Annotated in this window: 17 protein-coding genes; 8 read left to right on the forward strand and 9 right to left on the reverse strand. The window is 70.6% G+C overall.

The annotated features are described in order from the left end of the window. The first annotated feature begins 1 nt into the window (after position 1). Entirely contained in the window at positions 2 to 379 is a 378-nt protein-coding gene (locus tag GON04_RS13380; protein WP_157398572.1) for a YraN family protein, read from the forward strand. Positions 380 to 401: 22 nt separating this feature from the next. On the opposite strand, the gene GON04_RS13385 is transcribed toward GON04_RS13380, so the two are convergent. Further along, positions 402 to 1163: a YoaK family protein gene (locus GON04_RS13385; protein WP_157398573.1), complete on the reverse strand. Its 762-nt coding sequence runs from the start codon at positions 1161 to 1163 to the stop codon at positions 402 to 404. 124 nt (positions 1164 to 1287) lie between these two features. On the opposite strand from GON04_RS13385, the gene GON04_RS13390 reads away from it, so the two are divergent. The 4 genes from GON04_RS13390 to GON04_RS13405 all read left to right on the forward strand — a co-directional run bounded on the left by GON04_RS13390 (position 1288) and on the right by GON04_RS13405 (position 4303). Further along, on the forward strand, positions 1288 to 1566 hold the full coding sequence (locus tag GON04_RS13390; RefSeq protein WP_157398574.1) for a DUF2277 domain-containing protein: 279 nt from the start codon (positions 1288 to 1290) through the stop codon (positions 1564 to 1566). A gap of 171 nt (positions 1567 to 1737) precedes the next feature. Then, positions 1738 to 2895 (forward strand): zinc-binding metallopeptidase family protein, encoded by a 1158-nt coding sequence (locus GON04_RS13395; RefSeq protein ID WP_157398575.1) that lies wholly within the window; start codon positions 1738 to 1740, stop codon positions 2893 to 2895. A 152-nt stretch (positions 2896 to 3047) separates the two neighbouring features. Continuing rightward, positions 3048 to 3647 carry a phosphoheptose isomerase gene (locus tag GON04_RS13400; RefSeq protein WP_157398576.1) on the forward strand — a complete coding sequence of 200 codons (600 nt, stop codon included), beginning with the start codon at positions 3048 to 3050 and terminating at the stop codon, positions 3645 to 3647. Further along, positions 3644 to 4303 (forward strand): BON domain-containing protein, encoded by a 660-nt coding sequence (locus tag GON04_RS13405; protein WP_157398577.1) that lies wholly within the window; start codon positions 3644 to 3646, stop codon positions 4301 to 4303. The genes GON04_RS13400 and GON04_RS13405 overlap by 4 nt, the downstream gene beginning before the upstream one ends. A 75-nt stretch (positions 4304 to 4378) precedes the next feature. Here GON04_RS13405 and GON04_RS13410 read toward each other — a convergent pair whose 3' ends face one another. The 4 genes from GON04_RS13410 to GON04_RS13425 form a co-directional block, all read right to left on the reverse strand. Then, the gene (locus tag GON04_RS13410; RefSeq protein WP_157398578.1) at positions 4379 to 5281 is read right to left on the reverse strand and encodes an NAD(P)-dependent oxidoreductase; all 903 of its coding nucleotides are present in this window, start codon (positions 5279 to 5281) and stop codon (positions 4379 to 4381) included. A gap of 35 nt (positions 5282 to 5316) precedes the next feature. After that, on the reverse strand, positions 5317 to 5730 hold the full coding sequence (locus GON04_RS13415; RefSeq protein WP_157398579.1) for a tautomerase family protein: 414 nt from the start codon (positions 5728 to 5730) through the stop codon (positions 5317 to 5319). Between the two features lie 483 nt (positions 5731 to 6213). Next, positions 6214 to 7350: a PilT/PilU family type 4a pilus ATPase gene (locus tag GON04_RS13420; RefSeq protein ID WP_157398580.1), complete on the reverse strand. Its 1137-nt coding sequence runs from the start codon at positions 7348 to 7350 to the stop codon at positions 6214 to 6216. A gap of 44 nt (positions 7351 to 7394) precedes the next feature. After that, a complete protein-coding gene (locus tag GON04_RS13425; protein ID WP_181654060.1) occupies positions 7395 to 8438 on the reverse strand; it encodes a PilT/PilU family type 4a pilus ATPase in 1044 nt (347 codons plus the stop codon). Between the two features lie 48 nt (positions 8439 to 8486). Here GON04_RS13425 and GON04_RS13430 point away from each other — a divergent pair, with 48 nt between their 5' ends. After that, positions 8487 to 9179 carry a YggS family pyridoxal phosphate-dependent enzyme gene (locus GON04_RS13430; RefSeq protein ID WP_157398582.1) on the forward strand — a complete coding sequence of 231 codons (693 nt, stop codon included), beginning with the start codon at positions 8487 to 8489 and terminating at the stop codon, positions 9177 to 9179. Between the two features lie 10 nt (positions 9180 to 9189). On the opposite strand, the gene GON04_RS13435 is transcribed toward GON04_RS13430, so the two are convergent. Continuing rightward, positions 9190 to 10440 carry a glycoside hydrolase family 1 protein gene (locus GON04_RS13435; RefSeq protein WP_157398583.1) on the reverse strand — a complete coding sequence of 417 codons (1251 nt, stop codon included), beginning with the start codon at positions 10438 to 10440 and terminating at the stop codon, positions 9190 to 9192. Between the two features lie 206 nt (positions 10441 to 10646). Here GON04_RS13435 and GON04_RS13440 point away from each other — a divergent pair, with 206 nt between their 5' ends. Together GON04_RS13440 and GON04_RS13445 are read left to right on the forward strand one after the other, a co-directional pair. Then, positions 10647 to 11264 (forward strand): SCO family protein, encoded by a 618-nt coding sequence (locus GON04_RS13440; RefSeq protein ID WP_157398584.1) that lies wholly within the window; start codon positions 10647 to 10649, stop codon positions 11262 to 11264. Between the two features lie 33 nt (positions 11265 to 11297). Then, entirely contained in the window at positions 11298 to 13133 is a 1836-nt protein-coding gene (locus GON04_RS13445) for a multicopper oxidase family protein (protein WP_157398585.1), read from the forward strand. Between the two features lie 38 nt (positions 13134 to 13171). On the opposite strand, the gene GON04_RS13450 is transcribed toward GON04_RS13445, so the two are convergent. The 3 genes from GON04_RS13450 to GON04_RS13460 all read right to left on the reverse strand — a co-directional run bounded on the left by GON04_RS13450 (position 13172) and on the right by GON04_RS13460 (position 15622). Further along, positions 13172 to 13726, reverse strand: a complete 555-nt coding sequence (locus GON04_RS13450; RefSeq protein WP_157398586.1) for a DUF3617 domain-containing protein — start codon at positions 13724 to 13726, stop codon at positions 13172 to 13174. A gap of 47 nt (positions 13727 to 13773) precedes the next feature. Then, a complete protein-coding gene (glpK, locus tag GON04_RS13455; RefSeq protein WP_157398587.1) occupies positions 13774 to 15330 on the reverse strand; it encodes a glycerol kinase GlpK in 1557 nt (518 codons plus the stop codon). 79 nt (positions 15331 to 15409) lie between these two features. After that, positions 15410 to 15622: a hypervirulence associated TUDOR domain-containing protein gene (locus GON04_RS13460; RefSeq protein WP_157398588.1), complete on the reverse strand. Its 213-nt coding sequence runs from the start codon at positions 15620 to 15622 to the stop codon at positions 15410 to 15412. Positions 15623 to 15740: the final 118 nt, after the last annotated feature.

The raw sequence follows: 15740 nt of genomic DNA on the forward strand, positions 1-15740 counted from the left end.
GATGACCGAGGTGCCCGGCGGCGGCCCGACCACCAAGGCGGCCGGCGACGCGGCCGAGGCGCTGGCGCTGGCGCACCTGCGCCGCGCCGGCCTGCGGCTGGTGGCCCGCAATTATCGGACCCCGGGCCGCGGCGGCGGCGAGATCGACCTGGTGATGCGCGAGGGCGCCACGCTGGTGTTCGTCGAGGTGCGGCGCCGCGCCAGCGCGCGCTGGGGCGGCGCGGCGGCCAGCATCGGGGCGACCAAGCGGCGCCGCATCGTGCTGGCGGCGCACCACTACCTGCTGCGGCTGGCCGCACCGCCGCCGTGCCGCTTCGACGTGGTGACGGTCGAGGACGGGCGCATCGGCTGGCTGCGGGCGGCGTTCGACGCCGGCTGAGGCGCCCGCCGCGGTGAACGCCCTAGCGGGTGAGCCGGCCGGCCAGCTCGGCCCCGTCGCGCACCACCGGCGGCGCCGCCAGCGCCAGCAGCAGCGCCGCGATCGGCAGCGTGGCCGCGAACCCCAGGACCTTGAAGCCGATCGCGCCCACGATCCCGCCGGCCAGGAACAGGGCCAGCGTGGCGGCGTGGATCGCCAGCCGCTCGCGGTCGGCCCGGACGAAATGGCGCGCGTGGCGGTGCGCGTCGCGGTTGCGGTACACGAGCCGGCCCAGCTCGATCCCGAGGTCGGTCACGATGCCCGTCATGTGCGTCGTGCGGATCTCGGCCTTCGACACCTTGGTGATCACCGCGTTCTGCAGACCCATCACGAAGCACAGCAGCAGGACCGTGGCGGGAACGAACAGGCCCTGGAGCGCGCCCCCGTTGGCACCGAGCTGGCCGAAGACGAGCAGCAGGACCGCCTCCAGCACCAGGGGCAGCGCGAATTCCGCGTGCAGGTCATGGCGGCGCGCCCAGTTCACCAGCAAGGCCGTGGCCACGGCGCCGGCCAGGAAGCAGCCGAGCATCGCGACGCCGGCCAGTGCCAGCGCCACCTGGCCCAGGACCAGATCGTCGGCGATCGACGACACGATGCCGGTGACATGCGAGGTGTAGCGGGCCACCGCCAGGAAGCCGCCGGCGTTCACGGCCCCCGCCACGAAGGCGAGGCATCCGCCCAGCTGGCGGTTGGCTGCGGTGGTTCGTTCCCGCTGCGCGAGGCGGGACAGGAAGGCAGGACGCATCGATGGGGCACCCCCGGGTCGCAGTGTAGCCAGCGGTCCCGGCGGCCATCGCCATCCCCGCGCCCTGGACCGTGCCTGGCCGGCTGCCTACCATGGGGCAACTGGACTTCCCCCGGGCCGACCCATGTGCCGCAACATCAAGACGCTGTTCAACTTCGAGCCACCGGCGACGGAACTCGAGATCCGCGATGCATCGCTGCAGTTCGTGCGCAAGCTCAGTGGCTTCAACGTCCCGTCCCGGGCCAATGAAGCGGCGTTCGAACGCGCGGTGGAGGAGGTGGCGGCGTCGGCGCGGACCCTGATCCGGTCGCTGGTCACCAGCGCCGAGCCCCGCACGCGGGAGGCCGAGGCGGCCAAGGCGCGGGCGCGGGCCGCCGAGCGGTTCGGCACGCAGTCCTCCTAGGGACCCCGCCGTCCCATGTAGCCAGTTCGCTCTTTTTGTGACCAGGCGTGACACCGGCAGGCGCCCGAGCGCCGGACACCGGAGGCGGCGGGTGTCCGGGTATTGGCCTTTCGGCCAAGTGTGCGGCGCACGGTGCGGACCCTATAACGGTGCTTCGCGGGAGTGAAAGCCATGGAAGACGTTCTGCAGTCCCCGGTCCAGGAAGTCGAGGCCCAACGCGCCGTCGAGCGGGCACGGGCCAGGCGGATGTCGCGCTCGTACAAGTGCCGCTGCGGCACCCACGTCTTCTTCCGCAACACGCAGTGCCTGCACTGCGCCCGGCAACTGGGTTTCCTGCCGGACGACGGCCAGCTGGTGGCGCTCGAATCCGGTCCGCGCCCGGGCACATGGACCGTCCCGGGCCGCAGCGAGATCCTGAAGTTCTGCGCCAACCGCAATTCCCCGGCCGCCTGCAACTGGATGGTGTACGCGGCCAATCCCCGGGACCTGTGCATCGGCTGCCGCCTGAACCGCACCATCCCGAACCTGGACGACCCGGACAACGCCCGCTACTGGGCCAGGATCGAGATCGCCAAGCGGCGGCTGGTCGCGCAGCTGATCGCGCTGGGGCTGCCGGTGCGCTCCAGGCTGCACGACGATCCGCAGCAGGGCCTCATGTTCGACTTCCTGCGCTCGCCGCGGGGGGGCCCGCAGGTGATGACCGGCCATGCCAACGGGCTGATCACGATCAACGTGGAGGAGGCCGACGACGCCAGGCGGGAACAGATCCGCTACGCGATGCGCGAGCCCTATCGCACCCTGCTCGGGCACTTCCGGCACGAGGTCGGCCACTACTACTGGGACCGCCTGGTCTGGGACACGAAGTGGCTGGAGCCGTTCCGCCAGCTGTTCGGCGACGAGCGCGCGAGCTACGCCGAGGCGCTCCAGCGCAACTACGAGCAGGGACCGCCGGCCGACTGGGCCCAGTCGTACATCAGTTCGTACGCCACCATGCACCCGTGGGAGGACTGGGCCGAAACCTGGGCCCACTACCTGCACGTGGTGGACAGCCTGAGCACGGCCAGGGGCTTCGGCCTGGAACCGGAGGACATCGAGGGCGACATCGTGCCGTTCGGCGGCGACGCGCTCTATGCGCCCGACGACCCGAACGCCGGCCGCTTCCTCGAGCTGCTCAATGGCTGGATGGAGATGACCATGGTGCTCAACGAACTGGCGCGCAGCATGGGCCAGCCGGACTTCTACCCCTTCGTCATGTCCAAGCCCGCCGTCGCCAAGCTGCAGTTCGTGCAGATGGTGGTGTTCCAGGCGCACGGCAACGCGGACCTGTGAGCCGGCGGGCGGCGCTCCGGCCGCGGCGCCGCGCGCCTGCAACTCATCGTTGCATGGTCCGCGAAATCAGTGGCTTACACTCGAAACCCGCTTCGGTTTCCGGGCTCTGACGTGTTCCAGGGCCTCGGGCAGCCCCGCTATCATCCCCGCCCATGCTCGAACAAAGGATCCAGCAGCACTTCATCGACAGTGCCGACCTGAAATACCAGGCGGCGCAGACGTTGAGCAAACCGATCGCTGCCGCTGTCCAGGCCATGCTGGCCTGCGTCACCAGCGGCGGCAAGGTGCTGGCCTGCGGCAACGGCGGCTCGGCCGCCGATGCGCAGCACTTCGCGGCCGAATTCGTCGGCCGCTTCGAGCGCGAGAGGCCCGAACTGGCCGCCGTCGCGCTCACCACCGACACCTCGATCCTCACCGCGATCGCCAACGACTATGACTTCAACCGCATCTTCTCCAAGCAGGTGCGCGCGCTCGGCCAGGCCGGCGACGTGCTGCTGGCGCTGTCCACCAGCGGCAACTCGGCCAACGTGATCGCCGCCATCGAGGCGGCGCACGAGCGCGAGATGACCGTCATCGCCCTCACCGGGCGCGGCGGCGGCAAGATCGGCGCCCTGCTGCGCGAAACCGATGTCCACGTGTGCGTGCCGCATGAGCGCACCGCACGGATCCAGGAAGTCCATCTCCTCGTCGTCCACTGTATGTGCGATGGCGTGGATGCCCAATTGCTCGGAGAACAGGAACCGCCCGCATGATTCGACCCCTCGTCCGCCTCGCCACCCTTTCCCTCGCCTGCGCCAGCCTGGTTGCCGCGCTGTCCGGCTGCGCCCCCCTGATCGTCGGCGGTGCCGCCGTCGGCACGATGGTCGCGGTCGACCGCCGCACCTCGGGCGCACAGCTCGAGGACGAGGGCATCGAGCTGCGGGCCTCGTCCCGCCTGCGCGATGCCATGGGCGAGCGCTCCCACGTCAACGTGACCAGCTACAACCGCCAGGCGCTGCTCACCGGCGAGGTGCCGAGCGAGAAGGACAAGCAGGCCGCCGAGCAGATCGTCGCCCGGGTCGAGAACGTCAAGAGCGTGGTCAACGACCTGGCGGTGATGGGCAGCTCGACCCTGCCGCAGCGCTCGTCCGACACACTGGTCACCGGCCGCGTGCGCGCCTCGCTGGTGGACGACAAGGACCTGTATTCCGGCGCCTTCCGCGTCGTCACCGAACGCGGCACCACCTACCTGATGGGCCGGGTGACGCAGCGCGAGGCCGACCGGGCGACCGCCATGACCCGCACGGTCGGCGGCGTGCAGCGCGTGGTGCGCCTGTTCGAGATCATCAGCGAGGACGAACTGCGCCAGATCGCGCCGGACCAGACCAGGCCGGCCAGCGCGCGCTCCTCGGCCTCCCCGGCGTCCTGAGGCGCCACCACGCAGCCCCGCTGTGGCGGGGCGCATCGATCAAGGGCCGCGCGAGCGGCCCTTGCCGTTAGTGCGTTACTTCAGGCGCCGGATCAGCGACGAGGTGTCCCAGCGGTTGCCGCCCATCTGCTGGATGTCGGCGTAGAACTGGTCGACCAGCGCCGCCACCGGCAGGCGGGCGCCGTTGCGATGCGCCTCGGTGAGCGCCAGGCCCAGGTCCTTGCGCATCCAGTCGACGGCGAAGCCGAACTCGAACTGGTCGGCGATCATGGTCTTGCCGCGGTTGTCCATCTGCCAGCTCTGCGCCGCGCCCTTGCCGATCACCTCGAGTACCTGCTCCATGTCCAGGCCGGCGCGCTGGCCGAAGGCGATGGCCTCCGACAGGCCCTGCACCAGCCCGGCGATGGCGACCTGGTTGACCATCTTGGCCAGCTGGCCCGCGCCGCTGGCACCCAGCAGCGTCATGGCGCGGGCATACGCCATGGCCACCGGCCTGGCGGCCTCGAAGGCCGGCGCCGCGCCGCCGCACATGACGGTGAGCAGGCCGTTCTGGGCCCCGGCCTGGCCACCGGAAACCGGGGCGTCGACGAACTGCAGGCCCTTGCCGGCGGCCACGCCCGACAGCTCGCGCGCGACGTTGGCCGAGGCCGTGGTGTGGTCGATGAAGACCGCCCCCTTGGCCATGCCGGCGAAGCCGCCCGACTCGCCCAGCACCACCGAGCGCAGGTCGTCGTCGTTGCCGACGCAGCAGAACACCAGCTCGCAGCCGGCGGCCGCCTCGCGCGGCGTGGGGGCCGCGTGGCCCTTGAACTCGTCGGTCCAGGCCTTGGCCTTGGCGGCGTTGCGGTTGTAGACGGTCACGTCATGGCCGGCCAGCGCCAGGTGGCCGGCCATCGGGAAGCCCATGACGCCCAGGCCCAGGAAGGCCACCTTGCGCGCGGGTGTGGGGTCGTAGGTCTTCGGGTTGGTGCTGGGCATGCGGGGCTCCGGTGTTGGGGGGAAAAGGGCGGATTCTAGGAGGCCACCGCCGGCCGCGCTCGGTCCTGCAGCGCGTACTGGGCCAGGCCGGCGCCGAACGACCAGTTCTCGCGCGCGGTCTCGAGCAGGTTGACGATCACGTCCTCTCCGCGCAGGTCGGCGGCGCGCGCCACGTCACGCGCGATGCGGTCGTACAGCGCCTCCTTCAGCCCGACGGTGCGGCCGGGCGAGCAGGCGATCTGCACGAACGCCACCCGGTCGCCGTGCTCGATACCCAGGAAGCGCGGCGTGCAGACCAGCTCGCCGGGGGCGCGGCGCGCCACCACGTGGAACAGGTCGTCCGGCGGCACCTGGAAGATGTCCACCAGCGCCTGGTGCACGGCGCGCGAGACGGCGGCGGCGGCGGGCGCCGGCACGGAGGCGGGAAGGTCGATGCGCACGAGCGGCATGGGAAGGTCTCCTGGTTGGGAAGACCCGCACTGTGCCGCCGCCCGGCAGCGGCCGAAACGCCGGGGGACGCACAACGGTTTTGCAGCGGCTGCAAATGCAGTGCCGCTCCTCGCGCGGCCGGGCTCGAACCGGCGTCATGCCGGGCACCGCCCACCGCGTCGTCATGCCGGGCTCGACCCGGCATCCACCCCGGAACGACGCCGCACCTGGACGAGGAACTGGAGATGGATTGCGGGTCAAGCCCGCAATGACGGGGAGGGTCACGTCAGCCTCAACCCGGAGTGCCGTCGCCTCACCCTGAAAGTCGTCATGCCGGGCTCGACCCGGCATCCATCCCCCGAACGACGCCGCACCCGGACGAGGGACAGGAGATGGATTGCGGGTCAAGCCCGCAATGACGGGGAGGGCGACGCCCGCGATGACGGGCGCGACAACAAAAAAAGGCCGGGCGAACCCGGCCTTTCTGCTGGCACGCCGCCCGCTCAGACGATGGCGAGGTGTTCGGTCCCGCTCGACAGGTCCTGGCTCTTGGCGCGCTGCGAATTGAGCTTGATCTGCAGCCGCAGGTCGTTGACCGAGTCGGCGTTGCGCAGCGCATCCTCGTACGTGATGATGTTGTTCTCGTAGGCGTCGAACAGCGCCTGGTCGAAGGTCTGCATCCCGAGGTTGCGGCTCTTCTTCATGATCTCCTTGATCTCGGCCACCTCGCCCTTGAAGATCAGGTCGCTGATCAGCGGGCTGTTGAGCATGATCTCCACCATGGCCTGGCGGCCCTTGCCGTCCTGCTTGGGCACCAGGCGCTGCGAGATCATGGCCTTGAGGTTGAGCGACAGGTCCATCAGCAGCTGGGTGCGCCGCTCCTCGGGGAAGAAGTTGATCACGCGGTCGAGCGCCTGGTTGGCGCTGTTGGCGTGCAGCGTGCACAGGCACAGGTGGCCGGTCTCGGCGAAGGCGATCGCGTGCTCCATGGTCTCGCGGTCGCGCACCTCGCCCATCAGGATGACGTCGGGCGCCTGGCGCAGCGTGTTCTTCAGCGCCGACTCCCAGTTGTCGGTGTCCAGCCCCACCTCGCGCTGGGTGATGACGCAGTTCTTGTGCGGGTGCACGAACTCCACCGGATCCTCGATGGTGATGATGTGGCCGTAGCTGTTGTCGTTGCGCCAGTCGATCATGGCCGCCAGCGTGGTCGACTTGCCCGAGCCGGTGGCGCCCACCAGGATGCACAGGCCGCGCTTGGACATCACCACGTCCTTGAGCACCTGCGGCACGCCCAGCTTGTCGATGGTGGGCAGCGTGGTCGGGATGACCCGCAGCACCATGCCCACCTTGCCCTGCTGCACGAAGGCGTTGACGCGGAAGCGCCCGATGCCCGGCGGCGAGATGGCGAAGTTGCACTCCTTGGTGCGCTCGAACTCCGCGGCCTGCTTGTCGTTCATGATCGAACGCGCCAGCGCCAGCGTGTGCTGGCCGGTCAGCGGCTGCGGCGAGACCTTGGTGACCTTGCCGTCGACCTTGATGGCCGGCGGGAAGTCGCCCGTGATGAACAGGTCGCTGCCATTGCGGCTGACCATCAGCTTGAGCAGGTCGTTGATGAACTTCGTCGCCTGGTCGCGTTCCATCGCGGCTCCTCGTGGGTTGTTGGGGCCTGGCAGCCGCCGCCGGGCTAGCCGGGGAAGTTCTCGGGGATCTTGGCCTTGCCGCGGGCTTCCGCGGGGCTGATGACGTTGCGCTTGACCAGGTCGGCCAGGTTCTGGTCGAGGGTCTGCATGCCGAAGCTGTTGCCGGTCTGGATGGCGGAGTACATCTGCGCCACCTTGGCCTCGCGGATCAGGTTCCGGATGGCGCTGGTGCCCAGCATGATCTCGTGCGCCGCCACCCGGCCGTTGCCGTCCTTGGTCTTGCACAGGGTCTGCGAGATGACCGCCTGCAGCGACTCGGACAGCATGGCGCGGATCATCTCCTTCTCCTCGGCCGGGAAGACGTCGATGATGCGGTCGATGGTCTTGGCGGCGCTGGAGGTGTGCAGCGTGCCGAACACCAGGTGGCCGGTCTCGGCGGCGGTCATGGCCAGGCGGATGGTCTCCAGGTCGCGCATTTCACCCACCAGGATGGCGTCCGGGTCCTCGCGCAGCGCCGACTTCAGGGCGGCGGCGAACGAGAGGGTCATGTTGCCCACCTCGCGCTGGTTGATCAGGCACTTCTTGGATTCGTGCACGAACTCGATCGGGTCTTCCACCGTGAGGATGTGGCCGTACTCGGTCTCGTTCAGGTAGTTGACCATCGCCGCCAGCGTGGTCGACTTGCCCGAGCCGGTGGGGCCGGTCACCAACACCATGCCGCGCGGCTTGAGCGCCAGGTCGCCGAAGATCTTGGGCGCGTTCAGCTGCTCCAGCGTGAGGATCTTGGACGGGATGGTGCGGAACACGGCGCCGGCGCCGCGGTTCTGGTTGAAGGCGTTGACCCGGAAGCGCGCCAGCCCCTCGATCTCGAACGAGAAGTCGCACTCGAGGAACTCCTCGTACTGCTTGCGCTGGGTGTCGTTCATGATGTCGTACACCATGCCGTGCACCTGCTTGTGGTCCAGCGCATCGACGTTGATGCGCCGCACGTCGCCGTGGACCCGGATCATCGGCGGCAGGCCGGCCGACAGGTGCAGGTCGGACGCCTTGTTCTTGACGCTGAATGCCAGCAGCTGGGTAATATCCACGCAGTCCCTCTCTCCACGCAACGTTGCGTCAATGAGCCCCGGCCGATTATGACGACGATTGCCAGCAACCTCTACAACGTGCGCGCGCGCATCGCCGACGCCTGTGCGCGGGCGCAACGGCCAGTGAACGAAGTCACGCTGCTGGCCGTGAGTAAGACTTTTGGTCCTGATGCCGTGCGCGAGGCCCATGCCGCCGGCCAGTCGGCCTTCGGCGAGAACTACATCCAGGAAGCGATCGAGAAGGTGGCGCTGCTGGCCGACCTGCCGCTGCAGTGGCACTGCATCGGCCCGATCCAGAGCAACAAGACCCGCCTCGTCGCGCAGCACTTCGCCTGGGCCCACACCATCGACCGCCTGAAGATCGCCGAGCGCCTGTCCGAGCAGCGGCCGCCGGCGCTGCCGCCGCTGTCGGTGTGCGTGCAGGTCAACATCGACGGCGGCGCCAGCAAGGCCGGGGTGGCACCCGGCGAGGCCTTCGGGCTGGCGCAGGAGGTGGCCCGCCTGCCCCACCTGCGGCTGCGCGGGCTGATGACGATCCCGGACCCGCAGGACAGCTTCGAGGCCCAGCTCGTCACCCACGAGCGCGCCGCCGCCCTGTTCCAGGAGCTGCGCGCGGCCGGCCTCGACCTGGACACGCTGTCGATGGGGATGACCGCCGACCTGGAGGCGGCGGTGGCCGCCGGCAGCACGCTGGTGCGGGTGGGCACCGCCATCTTCGGCGGCCGCGCGCGCGCCGGCTAGCGGTCGCGCGTCAGGCCCAGTCGCGGTCGGGCGCCGGCCGCAGCCGGCGGGCGGCGTCCACCACGTCCTGCAGGTCCACCGGGTCGCTGAACGGGTCCTCGTCCAGTTCGGTCACCCGGTTCAACTCCTTCTGCCAGCGCCGCAGCTCCGCCACGTAGGGCGCGTGCGGCACCCGCGACAGGCCGCCCTCGCAGGGCACCAGGTCGCAGATGCCGTTGTGCAGCCATTGCCCGGTGTGCCAGTCCGGCATGTCCACGCCCGGGAACAGGCAGATGCCGTGCAGGTCCATGCCCTGGTTGACGGCTGCCATCGACTCGTTCATCACGTCGCGCAGCCACTCGGGCCGGCCCTTGCCCATGCCGCTGGTCTCGCCGATCAGCATCGGCCGCCGATAGCGCTCCCAGACCCGCTGCAGCAGCGTGCACAGCGGCTCGATGCCGGGGCTGCCGGGCGCCAGCGCCTTGTGCGGCCCGTGCTCGCGGTACTCCATCTGGCCGAACGAGTAGTTGTTCGCGCCGACGATGTCCAGGATCTCGGGCGCCCCGCCCAGCTCCGGGTGTTCCTTGCCGCACAGGATGTCCCAGGCCAGGAAGGCATCGACGAAGGTCTCGTGCGCCGCCGCCTCCTGCTGGTCCGGGCGGTCGGGCGGCGCCACCACCTGGATCAGCGGGTCGACGTGGACCATGCGCGCCTGCGGCAGCACCTCGCGCAGCGCCCGCACCCCGGCGATCGCGGCCTTGCACAGCGCCACCCGCAGCCGCTCGCGGCCCTCGCGCGTGGTGCCGTACGGCGCCACCCAGCCCCACTCGCCGCCGGCGAAGGAGAAGAAGGTGATCTCGTTGATGGGGGTGAACCAGGCCGGCCCGTCGAGGTGCTGCGAGACATGGCGCGCGCAGGCCCGGCAGTAGTCGGCGAAGCGGGCGGCGAAGGCATCGTCGAACGGGTCGGCATCGTCCGGGTAGCCGTAGTGGAACAGGTCCCAGACCGGCCGGATCCGGGTGCGCCGCATCGCCTCCAGCATCGGCTCGATCGGCGAGAAGTCGTAGCGCCCCCCGCCCTGGTCGACCAGCGGCCAGGGGATGCCTTCGCGGGCGACCGCGATGCCCAGGTCGTGCAACAGCTGGTAGTCCTCCAGGGCGTGCTCGCGGTGGTGCGTCTCGGCCACCAGGTCGCGGCGCCGCCCGTCCTTCCAGCGGAAGGTCGAGCACTCGAAGCCGGAGAGGAAGAAGGTGGGGAAGATCCCCTCGTGGCGTGCGCCCATGTCGCCACTGGACCACGGCCGTGCACCCCACGGTGGTGCGGCCTGTACCCAATCGCAAGAACTGGTGTCCGCACAAACCCGGCCGCCAGCGCGCCGCCCGGCCCGGCGATTCGACCGGCGCCCGATGGGCTGTGGCCCGGCCGTTTACGGGGTGGCGCAGGCGCGACCCAGACTGAGCCGGCATTTCCCCACCCAGGAGGCCTGCCATGCAAGAGCCGTCCCTTTTCCCCGCCCCCCTGCCGCCGGTGCGGCGCCGCCACCTTCCCGCCCTGCTGGCGCTGGCGCCCTGGGCGGTGCGGCCGGCCCGGGCCGCACCGAGCGCGGCGCCGCCCGACCGGGCCGACTTTCCCAACGTGGTGCTGGTCAACCAGCACGGGCGGCCGGTGCGCTTCTACGACGACCTGGTGCTCGGCGACCACGTCGTCGCCGTCCACTTCATGTACGCCCAGTGCGCCGACATCTGCCCGATGACGACGGCCAACCTGGCCCGGGTGCAGGGCCTGCTGGGCGAGCGGCTGGGACGCGAGGTGCGCCTGGCCTCGATCAGCATCGATCCGCGGCGCGACACCCCGGTCATCCTGAAGGCCTATGCGGAGAAGTTCGACGCCCGCGAGGGCTGGCAGTTCTTCACCGGCCAGCCCAAGGACATCGAGCAGATCCGCCGCCAGCTGGGCGTCTGGGAGCGCGACCCGGCACGCGACCGCGACAAGTCGCAGCACACCGGGATGCTGGTGTACGGCAACCAGGCGCGCGGCCGCTGGAGCCGCGTGTCCGCGCTGGCCGACCCGGCGCGCATCGCCGCCAGCCTCACCCGCTGGGCCTGAGCCCGGCCCCGTCCCCTCTGCCAGGAGAACAGCATGCACCGCAGACACCTGTTCCAGCTGGGCCTGGGAGGCTCGGCCGCCGCGGCGCTGTCGTGGCCGATGCTGCGGGCCCAGACCCGCTCCGCGAGCGACCTGCGACCGGTGCTGACGCCGTTCCGGGACCCCCTGCCGTCGCCCCCGGAGCCGCGCCCGATCGACTGGAGCCCCAACCGGCTGCCGTTCGCCGACCTCGACACCGAGGCGCGCCGCTTCGTCGACCCGACCCAGGTGCGCGGCAAGGTCACCTTCTACCGCATCGTCTCCGAGGTGCGGCGGGTAAACTTCCATTCGCAGCTGCCCGACACCGAGATCTGGGGCTACCGCGACGGCACCGTGCTGGCGGGCCAGTGGCCGTATGCGCTCGGCCCGACCTTCCGCCGCCCGCTGTCCAACCACAACGAGTTCGTCGGCACGGTGGTGCGGCACGAGAACCAGCTGCCGACCGTGGCGGAGCACCGCGGCTTCGGCGAGCCGCGCACCACGGTGCACCTGCACGGCGCCCACGTGCCGGCCCGCTTCGACGGCTACCCGGTGAACATGACGCTGGCCGACGGCACGCCGTTCAACGTCACGTTCGAGAGCGGCGGCCACTTCGACTACGCCTATCCGCTGGTGGAACCGGGCTTCTTCACGGACGGCAACCACGGCAAGCACACCGAGCGCGCCTGCACGCTCTGGTACCACGACCACGTCCTGGACTTCACCTCGCAGAACGTCTACCGCGGCCTGGCCGGCTTCTTCCTGCTGTACGACAACCCGCAGATCGACCCCAACGACCCGAACGGCGCGGCCCTGCAGGAGCACACGCGCGACACCGGCGACGAGACCAACGCGGCCGGGAACCCGTTCGCACTGCGGCTGCCCAGCGGCGCCTTCGACATCCCGCTGGTGCTGCAGGAAAAGACCTTCGGCCTGAACGGCGAGCTGGTCTACGACGTCTTCAACACCGACGGCTTCCTGGGCCAGTACCCGCTGGTCAACGGCAAGGTGCAGCCGTTCGTGCCGGTGAAGCGGCGCAAGTACCGCTTCCGGGTCCTGAACGGCTCGAACGCGCGCATCTACCAGCTGTTCCTGACCGACCGCAACGGCCGCAGCTACCCGATGACGCAGATCGCCACCGAGGGCGGCCTGCTGGCGCGACCGGTGCGCCGGTCCAGCTTCCTGCTGGGCATGGCCGAACGGGTCGAGGTGGTCATCGACTTCAGCGCCTTCCCGGCGCCGCAGTTCGGCGAGCTGTACCTGGAGAACCGGCTGCGGCAGGACGACGGGCGCGGCCCGAGCGGCACCTTCGAGCGGCCCGAGACCCAGTCACGCGGCACGCAGCTGCTCAAGTTCGTGCTGGAGGAGACGGTGCCCGACCCCAGCCAGGTGCCGGCCGAACTGCGGCCGTTCACGGCCACCACCGCCGCCGAGATCGCCGCGGCGCGGGTGCGCACCTTCGAGTTCGAGCGCACCAACGGCCAGTGGGCGATCAACGGCAAGCTGGCCGGCGACCTGGCCAGCCCGATGGCGAGCCCGGCGCTGGGCGTGGGCGAGCGGTGGCGGCTGGTGAACAAGGGCGGCGGCTGGTGGCACCCGATCCACGTGCACCACGAGTTCATGCGGGTGCTGCGGCGCAACGGCCGGCTGCCGTTCGACGGCACCGGCCCCGACCTGGGCCAGAGCGTCGAGCGCGACGGACTGGCCAAGAAGGACACCATCCTGCTGGGCCCCAACAGCGAGGTCGAGGTGTACGTGAAGTTCGAGAACTACCGCGGCCCGTTCGTCTTCCACTGCCACAACATCGAGCACGAGGACCACGCGATGATGGCCCGCTTCGACGTGGTCTGAGGCACCGGGCAGGAAGGCCGGGAGCCGGCCTGCTCCACTCAGTTCTTCGGCGGCTGGACCGGCTTGACGCTGCCGCAGTCGGCGCCCAGCCACTTGCCGGTGCCCTCGATGGTGGTGGTGGCCGGCGCCTTGCCGGCCTCGGTGCTGGTGACCGTGGTCTTCGAGGTGAAGGCATCGCTGCCCACCATGGTGATCTGCGACTCGCCCTTCGAGGGCGGCTTGCTGCAGGTGAAGGCCATCGTCAGCGTGCTGCCGCTGCGCGACTGCTGGGTGGTCTTGCAGTCGCCCTGGCTGGCCGGCACCTCGTTGCGCTCGACCATCTCCCGGGTCATGCACACCTTCACCGCCATCGCGCCGCCGGCGCCCGGCGCGACCTGCATGCCGCGGCCGGCCATCATGGCCTCCATCTGCTTGCGCTGCTCGGGCGGCATGGCCGCCAGCTGCTTCTGCATCTCGGCCATGGCCTGGTCCATCTGGGGGTTGCCGCCCACCTTCTGCTGCATTTCCCACAGCCCCGGCTTGAGGGTCTGGGCGGTGGCCGGCGCGGCGGCGCAGGCGGCGGCCAGGACGGCCAGGACAGCGAGGCGGGACATGGAGGACTCCTTTCAGGTGGATCGGGGCAGATGGGGCGTGCGCGCGCTCAGGCGGCCGTCGCCTGGCGCACGGCCTGCTCCCAGCGCGCCATGAGTTCGTCGGCGCGCTCGCGTGGCAGCGTGGGGGTGAAGCGGCGCTCGACCTTCCACTGCGCCTGCAGTTCCTCGGCGCCGGCGTAGACGCCGCAGGACAGTCCGGCCAGGTAGGCGGCGCCGAGCGCGGTGGTCTCGGTGACGGCCGGCCGCACCACCGGGATGCCCAGCAGGTCGGCCTGGAACTGCATCAGCAGGTTGTTGACGCTGGCCCCGCCGTCCACCCGCAGCTCGGCCACCGGCGCCGCGCCGGCCGCGGCCGCATCGCGCGTCATCGCCTGCAGCAGGGCGGCGCTCTGGTAGGCGATGCTCTCCAGCGCCGCCCGCGCCACGTGCGCCACCGTCGAGCCGCGCGTCAGCCCGGTGATGGTGCCGCGCGCATCCGGCTGCCAGTAGGGCGCCCCCAGCCCGGTGAAGGCCGGCACCAGCACCACGCCGCCGGCATCCGGCACCGAGGCGGCGAGCGCCTCGATGTGGGCGCTGGACTCGATCGCATGCAGGCCGTCGCGCATCCACTGCACCACGGCGCCGCCCACGAACACGCTTCCCTCCAACGCGTAGGCGTTGGAGGGAAGCGTTGCGCCTGCTGGACGCCCGCCCCCTCCCAGGCCCGCCCCCTCGCGGGGGAGGGCTTCGGCGAAGGAGCAGGCGGCGGTGGTCACGAGATTGTTGGTGCTGCGGATCGCCCGGGGCCCGGTGTGCATCAGCAGGAAGCAGCCGGTGCCGTAGGTGTTCTTGGCCATGCCCTCTTTCAGGCAGGCCTGGCCGAACAGGGCGCTCTGCTGGTCGCCGGCGACGCCGCCGATGCGCACCGGGGCCCCCAGCAGGGTCTCGGCGGTGCGGCCGTAGTCGGCGCTGGAGGGCAGCACCTGCGGCATCAGCGCGGCCGGCACCTGCAGCAGCTCGAGCAGCTCGGCGTCCCAGGCGTGGCGGTGGATGTCGTACAGCATGGTGCGCGAGGCGTTGCTCACGTCGGTGGCGTGCAGCGCGCCGCCGGTGAGCTGCCACAGCAGCCAGCTGTCGATGGTGCCGAAGGCCAGCTCGCCGCGTTCGGCCTGGGCGCGGGCGCCGGGCACGTGGTCCAGCAGCCAGCGCAGCTTGGTGGCCGAGAAGTAGGAATCGACCCGCAGCCCGGTGCGCTGCTGGATCAGGTCGGCATGGCCCTGGGCGCGCAGCTGGGCGCACAGCGGCTCGCCGCGCCGGTCCTGCCAGACGATGGCGTGGTGGATCGGTTGCCCCGTCCGGCGGTTCCACACCACCGCCGTCTCGCGCTGGTTGGTGATGCCCAGCGCCGCGACGTCGCGCGCGGCGATGCCGGCGCGGGCCAGCGCCTCGCGCGCGGTGGCCAGCTGCGCGGCCCAGATCTCCAGCGGGTCGTGCTCCACCCAGCCGGGTTGCGGATAGATCTGCGGCAGCTCCCGCTGCGCCATCGCCACGATGGCGCCGGCGCTGTCGAAGACGATGCTGCGGGAGCTGGAGGTGCCCTGGTCGAGTGCTAGCAGGTAAGCCATGCGGCGATGCTAGCGGCCGGGTCGCGTCCCGGGAGCCGATTGAAACCCGGACGCGGACGATTCGTCCGCGGATCGCCGGCTAGGGGGTGGGCTTGGGCAGGGCGTCCGGCTGGTGCGCCGCCTGACCGCCTTCCTCGGTCTCGACCTGCAGTTCGGGGTTGTCGGGGTCGGCCGCGACCTGGTGGCCCTTGATGGTGGTGCGGCTGGTGAGCTTCTTCTTCACCTTGCCCTTGGCGATGCCGCCGTGGGAATTCCATTCGACGGCCTCGCCGGGCCGGAACTTGTCATTCATGCAGGCTCCTCTTCGTGCTGGACAAGGCCCGCATGATGGCGGGCAACTTCCTCATCCGTTGTCACCGCATCCGTGCAGACGCAACCGGCGGCAACGGGAGGAAGGCGGACTTGCGCTC

Source organism: Ramlibacter pinisoli, assembly GCF_009758015.1.
GTDB classification, from domain to species: Bacteria; Pseudomonadota; Gammaproteobacteria; order Burkholderiales; family Burkholderiaceae_C; genus Ramlibacter; species Ramlibacter pinisoli.